Source organism: Sphingomonas sp. GW821-FHT03E12 (genome assembly GCF_059420685.1).
The window spans coordinates 255,855-270,084 of the sequence record NZ_JBWKUF010000002.1; the positions used below are offsets into that span (position 1 = coordinate 255,855).

13 protein-coding genes are annotated in these 14,230 nt (G+C 68.3%); 12 read left to right on the forward strand and 1 reads right to left on the reverse strand.

Annotated elements, in window-relative coordinates; all coding sequences use genetic code 11:
- Positions 1–16 precede the first annotated feature (16 nt).
- The 10 genes from murC to AC07TU_RS06725 all read left to right on the forward strand — a co-directional run bounded on the left by murC (position 17) and on the right by AC07TU_RS06725 (position 10,992).
- Positions 17–1,447 carry a UDP-N-acetylmuramate--L-alanine ligase gene (gene murC / locus AC07TU_RS06680; RefSeq protein WP_495187142.1) on the forward strand — a complete coding sequence of 477 codons (1,431 nt, stop codon included), beginning with the start codon at positions 17–19 and terminating at the stop codon, positions 1,445–1,447.
- On the forward strand, positions 1,444–1,638 hold the full coding sequence (locus AC07TU_RS06685; protein ID WP_495187143.1) for a hypothetical protein: 195 nt from the start codon (positions 1,444–1,446) through the stop codon (positions 1,636–1,638). The genes murC and AC07TU_RS06685 overlap by 4 nt, the downstream gene beginning before the upstream one ends.
- Complete coding sequence (gene murB / locus AC07TU_RS06690) at positions 1,635–2,531, forward strand: UDP-N-acetylmuramate dehydrogenase (protein ID WP_495187144.1); 897 nt, start codon at positions 1,635–1,637, stop codon at positions 2,529–2,531. Before AC07TU_RS06685 ends, murB begins: the two co-directional genes overlap by 4 nt.
- 29 nt (positions 2,532–2,560) lie before the next feature.
- Positions 2,561–2,923, forward strand: a complete 363-nt coding sequence (locus AC07TU_RS06695) for a hypothetical protein (RefSeq protein ID WP_495187145.1) — start codon at positions 2,561–2,563, stop codon at positions 2,921–2,923.
- Positions 2,920–3,870: a D-alanine--D-alanine ligase gene (locus AC07TU_RS06700; RefSeq protein ID WP_495187146.1), complete on the forward strand. Its 951-nt coding sequence runs from the start codon at positions 2,920–2,922 to the stop codon at positions 3,868–3,870. The genes AC07TU_RS06695 and AC07TU_RS06700 overlap by 4 nt, the downstream gene beginning before the upstream one ends.
- Positions 3,867–4,763, forward strand: coding sequence for a cell division protein FtsQ/DivIB (locus AC07TU_RS06705; protein WP_495187147.1), 897 nt, complete (start codon positions 3,867–3,869; stop codon positions 4,761–4,763). Before AC07TU_RS06700 ends, AC07TU_RS06705 begins: the two co-directional genes overlap by 4 nt.
- 12 nt (positions 4,764–4,775) lie before the next feature.
- Positions 4,776–6,038, forward strand: a complete 1,263-nt coding sequence (ftsA, locus tag AC07TU_RS06710) for a cell division protein FtsA (RefSeq protein WP_495187148.1) — start codon at positions 4,776–4,778, stop codon at positions 6,036–6,038.
- A 115-nt stretch (positions 6,039–6,153) separates the two neighbouring features.
- Positions 6,154–7,623: a cell division protein FtsZ gene (gene ftsZ, locus AC07TU_RS06715; RefSeq protein ID WP_495187149.1), complete on the forward strand. Its 1,470-nt coding sequence runs from the start codon at positions 6,154–6,156 to the stop codon at positions 7,621–7,623.
- Between the two features lie 149 nt (positions 7,624–7,772).
- Positions 7,773–9,776: a tetratricopeptide repeat protein gene (locus AC07TU_RS06720; protein WP_495187150.1), complete on the forward strand. Its 2,004-nt coding sequence runs from the start codon at positions 7,773–7,775 to the stop codon at positions 9,774–9,776.
- A gap of 49 nt (positions 9,777–9,825) precedes the next feature.
- Positions 9,826–10,992 carry a deoxyguanosinetriphosphate triphosphohydrolase gene (locus AC07TU_RS06725; RefSeq protein ID WP_495187151.1) on the forward strand — a complete coding sequence of 389 codons (1,167 nt, stop codon included), beginning with the start codon at positions 9,826–9,828 and terminating at the stop codon, positions 10,990–10,992.
- 127 nt (positions 10,993–11,119) lie between these two features.
- Here the strand turns inward: AC07TU_RS06725 and AC07TU_RS06730 are convergent, their stop codons facing one another.
- Entirely contained in the window at positions 11,120–11,395 is a 276-nt protein-coding gene (locus AC07TU_RS06730) for a hypothetical protein (protein ID WP_495187152.1), read from the reverse strand.
- Positions 11,396–11,611: 216 nt separating this feature from the next.
- Here AC07TU_RS06730 and AC07TU_RS06735 point away from each other — a divergent pair, with 216 nt between their 5' ends.
- Both AC07TU_RS06735 and AC07TU_RS06740 read left to right on the forward strand, forming a co-directional pair.
- Positions 11,612–13,036, forward strand: coding sequence for a DUF1800 domain-containing protein (locus AC07TU_RS06735; protein ID WP_495187153.1), 1,425 nt, complete (start codon positions 11,612–11,614; stop codon positions 13,034–13,036).
- A gap of 3 nt (positions 13,037–13,039) precedes the next feature.
- Entirely contained in the window at positions 13,040–14,191 is a 1,152-nt protein-coding gene (locus AC07TU_RS06740; RefSeq protein WP_495187154.1) for a DUF1501 domain-containing protein, read from the forward strand.
- Positions 14,192–14,230: the final 39 nt, after the last annotated feature.

The following is a 14,230-nucleotide window of genomic DNA, read 5'->3' on the forward strand; positions in this document are numbered from 1 at the left end:
TGCGAGGCTTGGGCGCATGAAGGGCGTCGCCAAGGATATCGGCACCATCCATTTTGTCGGCATCGGCGGGATCGGCATGTCCGGCATCGCCGAGGTGATGCACAATCTCGGCTACAAGGTTCAGGGCAGCGACAGCGCCGAAGGCTATGTGGTCGAAGGGCTGCGCAAGCGCGGCATCGCGATCGCGATCGGCCAGTCCGCCGACAATCTCGGCGACGCTGCGGTGGTGGTCACCTCGACCGCGATCAAGCGCGACAATCCCGAGGTGCAGGCCGCCTATGCCCGCCGCATCCCCGTGGTGCGCCGTGCCGAGATGCTGGCCGAGCTGATGCGCCTCAAGTCCACCGTCGCGGTGGCAGGGACGCACGGCAAGACCACGACGACCTCGATGATCGCCGCGCTGCTCGATGCAGGCGGGGTCGATCCCACCGTGATCAACGGCGGCATCATCAACCAGTACGGCTCCAACGCGCGCCTCGGCGACAGCGAGTGGATGGTGGTCGAGGCCGATGAGAGCGACGGCAGCTTCCTGCGGCTCGACGGCACGATCGCGGTCGTCACCAACATCGATCCCGAACATCTCGATCACTATGGCAGCTTCGACAAGGCGAAGGACGCCTATGTCGAGTTCGTCGAGAATGTGCCCTTCTACGGCGCGGCGCTGCTCTGCCTCGATCATCCAGAGGTTCAGGCGATCATCCCGCGTGTGCGCGACCGGCGGATCGTGACCTATGGATTTGCCGCCAGCGCCGATGTGCGCGGCGTCAACGTCCAGCCCTATCCGGGCGGCAACCGGTTCGAGGCGATCATCCGGTCGCGCGACGGCACCACCCGCTCGATCGAGGGCATCGACCTGCCGATGCCCGGCCGCCACAATGTCCAGAACGCGCTCGCCGCGATCGGCGTGGCGCTCGAGATGGGCATCGACGACGCGACCATCCAGAACGGCTTCGCCAAGTTCGGCGGGGTTAAGCGCCGCTTCACCAAGGTCGGCGAGATCGGCTTCGACGGCGCCAACCCGGCGATCGTGATCGACGATTACGGCCACCACCCGGTCGAGATCCGCGCGGTGCTGGCGGCGGCGCGCGAGAGCGTCGAGGGCCGGGTGATCGCCGTGGTCCAGCCGCACCGCTACTCGCGGCTCGGCAATCTGATGGACGACTTCGCTCAGGCGTTCAACGACGCCGACATGGTGTTCGTGAGCCCGGTCTATGCCGCGGGCGAGGCCCCGGTCGAGGGCGTCGATGCCGATGCGCTGGTCGCGCGCACCAGCGAGCGTGGTCATCGATCGGCGGCGACCATTGCCGACGCCTCGGCGCTGGCCACGAAGGTCGCCGAGATCGCGCAGCCGGGCGACCTGATCGTATGCCTCGGCGCGGGTGACATCACCAAATGGGCCGCGGGCCTCGCCGATGCGGTCAACGCGCAGCGGAAGGTCGCTGCATGAGCGACTGGTTCACCCTCGCCACCGACATGCAGCGCGAAATCATCCGCGCGCAAAAGGCGCATCTCGACGCGGCCCAGCGGCTGCTCGATGCGGGCGAGCAGGTGAACGAGCTCCAGCAGGCCGGGCAGAAGGCGGCCGAGGCGAACCTGAAATACTGGAAGCAATGGGCGAAACTATGGGGGGTGAAGTGAGCGTCGCGCTGCTCCCCAAGGTCCGCGGCAAGCTCACCGCCGATGCGCCGCTGGCGCCGCTGGTCTGGTTCAAGAGCGGCGGCACCGCGCAATGGCTGTTCGAGCCGGCGGATGTGGACGATCTCGCCGACTTCCTGCGCGATCTCGACGGCGATGTGCCGGTGATGGCGCTCGGGCTCGGCTCCAACCTGATCGTGCGCGACGGCGGCGTGCCCGGCGTCGTGGTGCGGCTGGGCAAGCCCTTCGCCAAGGTCGAGCGGATCGACGCGACGACGCTGAAGTGCGGCGGCGGGGCGAGCGGCATCCTCGTTTCCTCCAGCGCGCGCGACGCGGGCATCACCGGCGTCGAGTTCCTGCGCTCGATCCCCGGCACGGTCGGCGGCTTCGTGCGGATGAATGGCGGCGCCTATGGCCGTGAGACCGCGGACATCCTGGTCGAGTGCGAAGTGGTGCTGCGCTCGGGCGAGCGGCGCACGCTGGCGGTCGACGCGCTCGGCTATACCTATCGCCATTCCGAGCTGCCCGAGGGCGCGGTGGTGGTGAGCGCGACGTTTCGCGGCGAACCCGGCGATCCCGCCGCGATCCAGGCCGAGATGGACCGCATCGCCGCCGCGCGCGAGGAATCGCAGCCGCTGCGCAGCAAGACCGGCGGCTCGACCTTCAAGAACCCGCCCGGTGACAAGGCGTGGCGGCTGGTCGACGCGGCGGGCTGTCGCGGCCTGCGCAAGGGCGGCGCGCAGGTGAGCGAGAAGCACACCAACTTCCTGCTCAACACCGGCGACGCGACCAGCGCGGATATTGAGGAGCTGGGCGAGGAAGTGCGGGCCAAGGTGAAGGCAAGTTCAGGGATTGAGCTGGAATGGGAAATCCAGCGCGTGGGAGTGGCGAAGTGACTACACAGCCGCGATCCGAAGAATCTAGCATGCGCTTCTGGCAATTGCTCAGCGTAGCCGATCGAACGTCGATTTCCGACGTCGCCGCGCGTCATTCCGATTGGACCTCCTATGGCGCGTGGACGGCTGACTTTGCTAGCATTTGCGATAGTCAAGATCGGGCAAAGCTGGACCACATTCTACCCCATGCGCTGGTTCGAGAAGTTCTGGCCGGTGAATCCAAACGACTCTTTTTGTCGGGAGATCACCTGCGTAGCTATCGACACACGGCGTCCGACCTCGAGCTCTCGATGCTTGAAGCCTTCGACCGGTTCGGGGGCGTCGCGGTGGAGGAAAGTGTCGAAAAGGGAAGCTTTAGCGTCCGCGGTCTCAGCGGCGGAGACCACCAATGAGCCCCCTCCACATCGCGGTCCTGATGGGCGGCTGGTCGGCCGAACGCCCGGTGTCGCTGATGTCGGGCACCGGCATCGCCGACGCGCTGGAGTCGCTCGGGCACAGGGTCACGCGGATCGACATGGGCCGCGACGTCGCGGCGAAGCTGACGGCCGCCAACCCCGATCTCGTCTTCAACGCGCTGCACGGCACCCCGGGCGAGGATGGCACGGTACAGGGCATGCTCGACCTGATGGGCCTGCGCTACACCCATAGCGGCATGGTCACCTCGGTCATCGCGATCGACAAGCAGCTGACCAAGCAGGCGCTGGTGCCGCAGGGCATCCCGATGCCGGGCGGGCGTATCGTCCGGACCGAGGCGCTGTACGAGCATGACCCGCTGCCGCGCCCTTATGTGCTCAAGCCTGTGAACGAAGGCTCGTCGGTCGGCGTCGCGATCGTCACGGCGGAGGGCAATTACGGCAACCCGATCTCGCCCCAGGCGACCGGCCCCTGGCAGGAGTTCGACGAACTGCTCGCCGAGCCGTTCATCCGCGGGCGCGAGCTGACCACCGCAGTGCTGGGCGACCAGGCGCTGCTGGTGACTGAGCTCAAGCCCAAGAGCGGCTTCTACGATTTCGACGCCAAATATACCGACGGCATGACCGACCATATCTGTCCGGCGGAGATCCCCGACGAGATCACCGAGGCGTGCAAGCGCCTCGCGCTCGACGCGCACCGGCTGCTCGGCTGCAAGGGCGCGTCGCGCTCGGACTTCCGGTGGGACGACCATCTCGGCGTCGAGGGGCTGTTCCTGCTTGAGGTGAATACCCAGCCGGGCATGACCCCGCTCAGCCTGGTACCCGAACAGGCGAAGCATCTCGGCATGAGCTATGCGCAATTGGTGCAGGCGATCGTGGATGAGGCGATGGCCGATGCACCCGTGGCGGTGGAGGCGGCGGGATGAGCCGCAAGCCCAGCCCGGCCAGGCGTCCTGCGGTCAAGCCCAAGCGGCGCGCACAGCAGCCCAAGAAGAAGCAGGCCAACGTCCTCGACCTCGCGGTCGCGGCGCTGCCGGTCAGCGAGGCGACGCTCCACAGGATCACCGTATGGGGCATCACCGGTGTCGCCATCGCGACGGCGCTCGGGGTTGCGACGCTGTTCGGCGTGCCCGGCATCATCGGCACTGCAGTGGCCGAGGGGATCGGTCGTGCGGGCTTCCGGGTCGAGGATGTCGCGGTGAGCGGTATCAAGCGCGCCGACAAGGAAACCGTGTTCGACTATGCCTTCGGCCCGAAGTCGCAGGCTATGCCGCTGGTCGATCTGGAGGAAGTGCGCGGCAAGCTGATGACGATCGGCTGGGTTGCCGACGCGCGTGTCTCGCGCCGCCTGCCCGACACGCTGGTCGTCCAGATCGTCGAGCGCAAGGCGGCGGCGGTGTGGCAGCATCAGGGACAATTGATGCTGATCGACAGCGAGGGCGTACTGCTCGAACCCGTCTCGGCTGAGGCGATGCCCGATCTGCCTCTGGTGATCGGCGACGGTGCCTATGCGCAGCAGCCCGCTTATCAGCAATTGCTCGACGCCGCGCCCGCGCTCAAGCCGCTGGTCAAGGCGGCGACCTGGATCGGGAACCGGCGCTGGGATCTGTCGTTCAACACCGGAGAGCGGCTGGCGCTGCCCGAGGGTGAGGCGGCAGCGGCCAAGGCGCTCAAGAAGTTCGCCGAGCTGGACGGGGCGGACCGGCTGCTCGGCCGGGGATATCTGAAGTTCGACATGCGCGATCCTTCGCGGCTGGTGGTGCGGATGCCGGGACAGGCGGCGCCCAAGCAGATCGAAACTGCAGGCGTGAGTGAGTAGGGGGTAGGGACAATGGCAAAGACGGCGCCCGAGGGATTGATCACCGCACTGGACATCGGCTCGTCCAAGGTGTCGGCGCTGATCGCGCAAAAGGGGGACGGCGGCGAGCTGGTGGTGCTCGGCACCGGCCAGCGCGAGAGCCGCGGCGTCCAGCGCGGCTATGTCGCCGACATGCACGCGACCGAAATCGCGGTGCGCGAGGCGGTCGAGCAGGCCGAACGGATCGCGGGCACCAATATCGAGGATGTCTGGGTCAGCTTCTCGGCCGGCGGCCTCGTCTCCGACATCCTGCGGCTCGAAGTCGATCTGGGCGGACATCGCGTCGAACAGTCGGACATCGACGATCTGCTACGTGCCGGCCGGGAGTCGATCAATCCGGGCGGACGAATGGTCCTCCATGCCCAGCCGACGCGCTACACGCTCGACGGGCTCGCCGGGGTCAAGCAGCCGATCGGCCTCCATGCCGAACGGCTGGGCGTCGACATCCATGTCGTCTCGACCGAGGGGGCGCCGGTGCGCAACCTCGACCTCTGCGTCCGCTCGGCGCATCTCGAGGTCAAGTCGATCATCGCCGCGCCGGTCGCGACGGGCCTGTCGTGCCTCAGCGAAGAGGAACGCGAACTTGGCGTCGCGCTGGTCGAGATCGGCGCGGGCGTGACCAATGTCTCGGTCTACAAGGATGGCGTGCTCACTGGCCTGTCGTCGATCCCCAGCGGGTCGGCCGATATCACCGACGATATCGCCAGCGCCTTCGGCACGCGCCGCGGCCAGGCCGAGCGGATGAAGTGCTTCTACGGCAGCGCCAACATGACGCCGCGCGACAATCACGACATGATCGATGTCGCCCCGATCGCCGCTGACGAGGAAACCGCCGAAGGCGGGCGCATCACCCGCGCGCAGCTGATCGCGGTGATCCGCCAGCGTCTCGACCGGTTGATGGTCGAGATCGGCAAGGAACTCGCCAAGTTGAATTTCGAAGATCCCGTCGGCCGGCAAATCGTGCTGACCGGCGGCGGTGCTGAACTCAAAGGTATCGCCGACTATGCACAGCAGGCGCTTGGCCGGTCGGTCCGTGTCGGCCGTCCGCGCGGACTTTCGGCGCTGCCCGAGGCGCATGCCGGGCCGGCCTTTGCGACGCTGGCGGGGCTTGCCAGCTTCGCGGCGGCCGATCCGGTCGACCTGCGCGCGCTGCAACAGAACCATCAACTCGTTACGCGTGCGACACCAAAGGCGATGTTCCAGCGGATGATCGCCGCATTTCGGGCCAATTACTGAATAAATGTTGTTGATGACTGGTGAATTACGCTGGCACCGCTCATCGGCATCGTGCAGAAACAGGGATTAAGCAGGCGCCACTCGTGGGGCGTGGGGCCTGAGGAGAATAGGTAAGATGAGCATCGATTTCCTCCCGCCCGACCTCGACGAGCTGACGCCGCGGATCACCGTGATCGGCGTAGGCGGAGCCGGAGGCAACGCGATCGCCAACATGATCAACGCGGAAGTGCAGGGCGTCGAGTTTCTCGTCGCCAACACCGACGCGCAGGCGCTCAAGTCATCGACTGCGGCGCACCGCATCCAACTTGGCGCGAAGATCACCCAGGGCCTGGGTGCGGGTTCGCGTCCCGAGATCGGCCGTGCCGCTGCCGAGGAGACGATCGAGCAGGTTCAGGAGGCGCTCAACGGCGCGCATATGTGCTTCATCGCGGCCGGCATGGGCGGCGGCACCGGCACCGGTGCAGCGCCGGTGATCGCCAAGGCCGCGCGCGACATGGGCATCCTCACGGTCGGCGTCGTCACCAAGCCGTTCGCCTTTGAAGGCAAGAAGCGCGCTCAGTCGGCCGATGCCGGCATCGAGGAGCTTCAGAAGTACGTCGATACGCTCATCGTCATCCCCAACCAGAACCTCTTCCTGGTGGCCAATGCGAACACGACCTTCAAGGAAGCGTTCCAGATGGCGGACGAGGTGCTGCAGCAGGGCGTGCGCGGCATCACCGACCTGATGGTCATGCCCGGCCTCATCAACCTCGACTTCGCCGACGTCCGTTCGGTGATGAGCGAGATGGGCAAGGCGATGATGGGCACCGGCGAAGCGTCGGGCGACAGCCGCGCGATCGAGGCGGCGCAACAGGCGATCGCCAATCCGCTGCTCGACGGCGTGTCGCTCAACGGCGCCAAGGGCGTGATCGTGTCGATCACCGGCGGCGAGGACATGCGCCTGCTCGAGGTGGACGAAGCCGCAAACCATATCCGCGAGCTGGTCGACGACGACGCCAACATCATCTGGGGTTCGGCGTTCAACACCGAGCTGGAAGGCAAGATCCGCGTCTCGGTCGTCGCGACCGGTATAGAGGCCGATGGCGTACAGCCTGCGGTCGCAGCGCCTGCGGCCGACGCCGCGCGCAGCTTCTCCTTCGGTTCGGTGCGCCGCCCGCTGGCGCCCGCCGCGCCCGAGCCTGCTCCGGCGTTCGAGCCCGAGCCGGTTGCCGAAACGCCCGCCGAGCCGGTTGCCTCGTTCGAGGATCCGGCCGTTGCCGCGACCCCGCCGGCCGCCGAGGACGAACTGACGCTCGAAGCGCCGCTCCCTGCTGAGGAAGCTGCCGACGAACTGGTGCTGGGTTCGGATGCGGTTGTGCCCGAAACGCCGGCTGCCGACGATCTTCCGCCCGAGCCGACGATCCGGCGCCGCTGGCTGACCGGTGGCGGCGACGATGAGCCGGCTCCGGCCGCCGAAGAGCCCAAGCCGCGGACCGGCGGCACGCTGTTCGAGCGGATGGCTGCGGCACGCAATGCGTCGAAGGATGACGACGCCAAGGACTCGCTCGATATCCCGCGTTTCCTCAACCGCCAGAACAACCAGTAACCTGACCTGCGCGTCTCGTCGCTGCGGCGTCTCGTCCTGACGATGACGCCGCGGTTCGACAGTATCGGTTCAGGCGCGCACCTGTGTAGCGGCGACATCGCATGAAACGTGATCCTCGCCTTTGCATCCGATTCCGCTGGGGCGCCGCCTTGATCGCGCTCGCTGTCTGCGCCGCCTCACCGGCATCCGCGCAGGAAGTAGCGCCGGTCCCGACCCCCAACGCCGACCGGCTGGCCGAGGAGATGCGGACGCTGGCGCGCGACCCGCGCAACGTCCGTGCCCTGCTGACGGCGGGGGAGATGAGCGCGCGGCTCAACGATGCCGCTGCCGCGGCCGGGTTCTTCGCCCGTGCGCAGGCAGTCGATCCTTCCAATCCGCGCGTGCTGGCCGGTCAGGCGATGGTGATGGTGCGGATGGAGCGGCCGGGCGAAGCGCTGCGCCTGTTCGCGGAGGCTGAGCGTCATGGGCTGGCGATGGACGACTATGCGTCCGATCGCGGTCTCGCCTATGATCTGATCGGTGCGCAGGGCCATGCGCAGCGCGAATATCGCACGGCGATGCGCGGTGCGGCCGATGACGAGACGATCCGGCGCTATGCGCTCTCGCTCGGGATCAGCGGGCAGACCGGGGAGGCGATGCGCGTGCTCGACCCGCTGCTCCGCCGCAGCGACCGCGCTGGGTGGCGCGCGCGCGCCTTCATCCTGGCGATGAGCGGCGACGCGGCCGGGGCGGACAAGATTGCGGCCAGCATGATGGGCGGCGTCGGAACGGCGCTCGCGCCCTTCTTCCGGCGGCTGCCGACGCTCAATGCGTCCGACAAGGCCTTCGCGGTTCATTTCGGCGAGTTGCGCCGTACCGCCGCGCGCATCGCCGACGCGCAGCTTGCGCCACCCTTGTCGCGGCTGGGGCAGGAGTCGGGCGTCGCCGTCGCGGCGGCGGACGTGCCGCGCCGCGAGCCACAGGCCGATTCCGGCCAGGCGGATCGCCGCAATGCCAGATCGCGCAACTCGGGCGTGCGCGAACCGCTGGGATGGCGGACGAACGAGCAGGCCGAGGCGCGGCTGGCGCGCGAGCGTGAGGCGAAGCGCCTTGCTGATCTCAAGGCGCAGCAGGAGCGTGAGGCGCTGGCGGCAAGGCAGCGCGAGGCGGAACGCGTCGCCGCAGAGCAACTGGCAGCGCGCGAAGCGGAGGCGCGCCGCGTCGCCGAGGCACAGGCCCGTGAGCGCGCTGCGGTCGAGCTCGCCGCGCGCGAAGCCGAGACGAAGCGCCTCGCGGAGGCGGAACGGCTTGCCGAGGCCCGGCGCCTCGCCGAGGCGCAGCGGCTTGCCGAGACGCAAGCGCAGCCGGCCGAACCGGCTGCTCCCGTGGCTGAACCGGTTGCCGTTGCTGCGGCGGCAACGCCCGCAGCAAACGAGGTGCCGCCCGCCCGAATGGCGGAAGCGGCTCCGCCGCCGCCCCGTATCGGCGGTGAGGACAATGTCATCGCACGGATCATCGCGGGGATCACGATCCCGGCGTCGGAACTCGGCGTCGCGCCCATGCCCGGCCGCGCGGAGCCCGAGCCTGCCCCGCCGCCCGCGCCGGTCGAGGTCGCCAAGGCCGAAACCCCGGCCCCGCGGCCGCCGGTCGAACGCCCCAGGCCCGAACCCGCCAAACCGAAACCTGAGCCGGTCAAGGCTAAAGCGGAAGCGCCGAAGCCCGAAACGGCCAAGGCCGAGACCGGCAAGCTGGTGCGCGGCAAGCCTGCGGACCCCAAGGCCCCTGGTGCGAAGCCAGCCGATCCCAAGGCCGCGGCGGCGAAGCCGGGAGACCCCAAGGCTGCGCCCAAGGGCAAGGCGGCCGCAAAGGAAAAGGCCAAGCCCGATCCGGCAAAGACCGATCCGGTGCGCCATTGGGTTCAGGTCGCGGGCGGCGCCAATGTGAGCGACCTGCCCAAGGCGTGGCGGGGGCTGCTCGCCAAGGCGCCTGTGGAACTGAAGGGGCGCCAGCCCTGGACGACGCCGCTGCGCTTCACCAACCGGTTGCTCGTCGGGCCGTTCAAGACGCCGGCGGAGGCACAGGCCTTCGTCAACACCATCGGCAAGAAGGGCGTGTCCGCTTTCGCCTGGAGCAGCGAGGCGGGACAGAAGATCGAGAAACTCGCAGCGAAATGATCTATCGCGCGGCGATGCCGATTCGAGCCGTATCGCCGCGCTGCACCGCATGAGGCCATTGGCCCCCTATGCCAGCGATCCGTCGCTGAGCCGCGGCCGGCTGCACGGTGAAGGCAGCGGTACAGCGCGCGGCCCCCGCGACGCCTTTCAGCGCGACCGCGACCGCATCATCCACTCCATCAGCTTCCGCCGCCTGCGCCACAAGACCCAGGTGTTCATGGCGCCCGACGGCGATCATTTCCGCGTCCGCCTGACCCACAGCCTTGAGGTGGCGCAGATCGGCCGCGCGGTGGCGCGCACGCTCGGCCTGAACGAGGATCTGACCGAGGGGTTGTGCCTCGCGCACGACATCGGCCATCCGCCCTTCGGCCATGCCGGGGAAGATGCGCTGAAGGACGCGCTGACGGGGCAGGGCGGGTTCGATCACAACGGCAACACGCTGCGCGCATTGACGGTGATCGACAGCCCCTATCCCGGCTGGGACGGGCTGAACCTGAGCTGGGAGACGCTGGAGGGGCTGGCCAAGCATAACGGCCCGGTGCGGCATCCCGGCTGGGCGCTGGCGGCGGCGGATGCGGCATTTCCGCTCGAGCTTGGCACGCACAGCTCGCTCGAAGCGCAGGTGGCCGCGATCGCCGACGATATCGCCTATGATAATCACGATATCGACGACGGGCTGCGCGCCGGTCTGCTGACGCTCGACCAGCTTCTCGACGTGCCGCTCGTCGCGCAGGGCTGGGACGCGGTGCGCGCGCGCTTTCCCGGAGCGGACACCAAGCGGCTGATGCGCGAGCTGGTCCGCGCGCAGATCGGGACGATGGTCAACGACCTGATCGCCGAGACGCAGCGCCGCGTTGCCGAGGCGGGCGTCGAAACCGTGGAAGAGGTGCGTGCCGCGGGCCGCGCGCTGGCCGTGTTCTCGGACGAGATGCGGGAGGCGGAGCGGACGCTCAAGCGCTTCATGTACGCCAATCTCTACCATCATCCGCGTCAGGTCGCGGCGGCGGATACGGCGCAGGGGATCGTGGCCGGGCTGTTCGCGGCCTATAGCGCCGATCCGGCGCTGATGCCCGAAGGCTGGGGCGATTGCCTGCCCGCGGACGAGCCCTGGCGCAGCCGCCACATCGCCGACTTCATCGCCGGCATGACCGACCGGTACGCGATCACGCGCTATCGCGAGGCAGTCGGCCCGATCGACCTGCCCGAAGGGTTCTAGGCTTCGCTGGCGGCACCAGCCCGCTCCCCCACCTAGCCACCCATAGAATACACTGGCGTTGGGTGGCCGGGTGGGGGAGCGGGCTGGTGCCGAACCCGGTCCGGCATGGCCGGACCGGAAAGCACGCTCAGCGCTGCGCCGTCTCGACCTTCTTGACGAGCGGCTTGGCGATGCTGAACGACACCGGGGTGCCGCCGACATGGCCCGTCACCTTCCGGCCGCGGACGGTAAGCGTGTAGGCCGAGCCGTTGGGCAGTGCCTTGCCGCTCAGCACCGTGGTCTCGCCGCGCTGCTCGCTGGAGTAGACATAGGTCACGCCGTCGCGGGTGAAGGTCCGCTCGCCGGCATAGGCTGCAACCGGCAGGCTGAGGAGGACGGCGGCGCTGATGAAGGTCTTGATCACGATCTTTCTCCCTGTTTGCAGAGCCAGATCGACATCCCCTTATGTTCTGTGAGCGAGGTTATGTTGCGACGCAGCAACCGCCAATCGCGAAGGATGCATGTGCGATTGCGTCCGGCGCAGCCGTCCGGGCGTTGTCCCGGCGGGACGAAAATGCGCTGCTGGCAAAGATTTGCGACAAAGCGCGCATAATGTCGCCGCGAACGATCGGAGAGGGCCATGTCCGAAGCCAGTATCGCGCTGAACCGGTTCGGCATGGGCGCGCGCGCGAATGAAGCACCTCCCGCCGCGCCGCGCCGGATGCTGATCGAGCAGATGGAGCGGTTCGCGGTGCTGCCCGCCGCTGTGTCGGTCTATCCCCGTACCCCGGCGCTCGCCGCCGATCTGGCTGCCGCCTATGATGCCGTCCAGATGCAGACGCGCGCAGCGCGGCGCGACGGCCAGAATGCCGATGCCGTGACGCAGGAGGCGCGGCAGGCTGCGCGGCAGCGTGGCCGCGACTATTATACGCAGGCGGTGGGTGTTCGCGCGCAGGCCGCGGTCGCGAGCGACACGCCCTTTGTCGAGCGGCTGGTGCATTTCTGGGCCAACCATTTCGCCGTGTCGGCGGACAAGCAGATCATGGTCGGCCTGACCGGCGGGTTCGAGTTCGACGCGATCCGCCCGCATGTGCTGGGCAGGTTCCGAGACATGCTCCACGCGGTCGAGCGGCATCCGGCGATGCTGCTCTATCTCGATCAGGCGCAATCGGTCGGGCCGAACAGTCCCATCGGCCAGCGTTTCGCGCAGCGCGAGCAAGGCCAGCGGCGCCTCGGCCTCAACGAGAATCTGGCGCGCGAGATCATGGAACTGCACACACTCGGCGTCCGCTCCGTCTACACTCAGGCCGATGTCACCGAATTCGCGCGCGCGATGACCGGCTGGACAGTCGCGGGCCTGGGGCGCGGGCAGGGCGCACGGCTGGCACAGGCAGGCGGGGAAGCGGGCGGCTTTGCCTTCGCGCCGCGCATCCATGAGGCGGGGCCGCGGACGATCATCGGCAAACGCTATGACCAGCAGGGTGAGGCGCAGGCTTCCGCGGTGCTCGACGATCTCGCGGTCCACCCCGCCACCGCGAAGCATCTCGCGACCAAGCTCGCGCGCCATTTCGCGGGGGACGAGCCGCCTGCGGCGCTGGTCGGCAAGCTCGAAACCGCCTTCCTCAAATCCGGCGGCGACCTGCCCACCGTCTATCGCGCGCTGATCGACGCGCCCGAGGCGTGGGTACCCCAGCCGGTCAAGTTCAAGACGCCGTGGGAATGGTCGATCTCGACGATGCGCGCGCTCGGGACGCAGGAAGTTCCCGCGCAGGCCGTGCTCGGGCTGATGAACCAGCTTGGCCAGCCGGTGTGGCGGCCCGGATCGCCTGCCGGCTATGACGATATCGCCGCGAGTTGGGCCGGCCCCGACGCGGTGATGCGCCGGGTCGAGGCGGCCGAACGCTTCGCCTCGCGCACCCGCGAGACGATCGACGGCCGCACCCGCGCCGCGCAGCTCTTTCCCGATGCCCTGAGCGCGACGACGGCCCAGGCGATCGCCCGTGCCGAAAGCCCGGCACAAAGCGTCGCATTGATGCTCGTCTCGCCCGAATTCCTGCGGAGATAGGTCATGCTTTCACGCCGCAACTTCATCGCCACCGGTACCGCTGGCGCGCTTTCCTTGGGGTTCGCCCCGCGTCTCGCCTTTGCCCAGGCGGCGACCGACAGGCGCTTCGTCTTCATCATCCAGCGCGGTGCCGCCGACGGTCTCGCCACCGTCGCGCCGGTCGGCGACCCGGCTTTCGCCGCGCAGCGCGGCGTGCTCACGCAGGATTTCGCCGAAGCGGTGAAGCTCGACGCGATGTTCGCGCTGCACCCCAGCCTCCAGAATGTCGCCCAGCTCTATGCCGCGAAGGAGGCGATGTTCGTCCATGCGGTGGCTTCGCCCTATCGCGACCGCTCGCATTTCGACGCACAGAATGTGCTCGAGAGCGGCGGGACGGCGGCGTACCAGCTCAAGGACGGCTGGCTCAATCGACTGCTCGGCGTGCTCCCGAACGACGAACGCAAGGCGATTGCGGTCGCCGCGACGATCCCGATGGCGATGCGCGGGCGTGTCGAGGTGTCGTCCTATGCCCCGTCCAGCCTGCCCGATGCGTCGGACGACCTGCTCGCGCGCGTGTCGATGCTCTACGCACAGGATCCGCAACTCCACGCGATCTGGCAACAGGCGACGGCGACGCGTGCGCTCACCAGTGATCTCGCCGCCGACAATGGCCGCAACGCCGCGGCGACCGGTGCGCTCGCAGCCAAATTGCTCGTGCCCGACAATGGCGCGCGGATCGCGATGATCGAGACCGGCGGTTGGGACACGCATGCCCAGCAGCGCGGACGGCTTGCGGGGCAATTGAATGGCCTCGACCAGATGATCGCCGCGCTCAAGACCGGGCTGGGGCCGCTCTGGAGCAAGACTTTGGTGCTGGTCGCGACCGAGTTCGGCCGCACGGTCAAGATCAATGGCACCCAGGGCACCGATCACGGCACTGCCTCGGTCGCGTGGCTGCTCGGCGGCGCGGTGCAGGGCGGACGCGTCGCCGCCGACTGGCCCGGATTGGACGACGCCGCGCTTTATGAAGGCCGGGATCTCAAGCCGACCGCGGGCCTCGACAGCGTGATCGGCGGCGCGGTGGCGAGGCACTTCGGGATCGATCCGCAGCGCGCGATGCCCGCCTTGTTCCCCGGCCAGTCCGCGAAACCGATCGGCGGCCTGATCCGCGCCTGAAGCTTTGGCTTGCCTGAGCGCCGGTCAGGCCTCACGCAA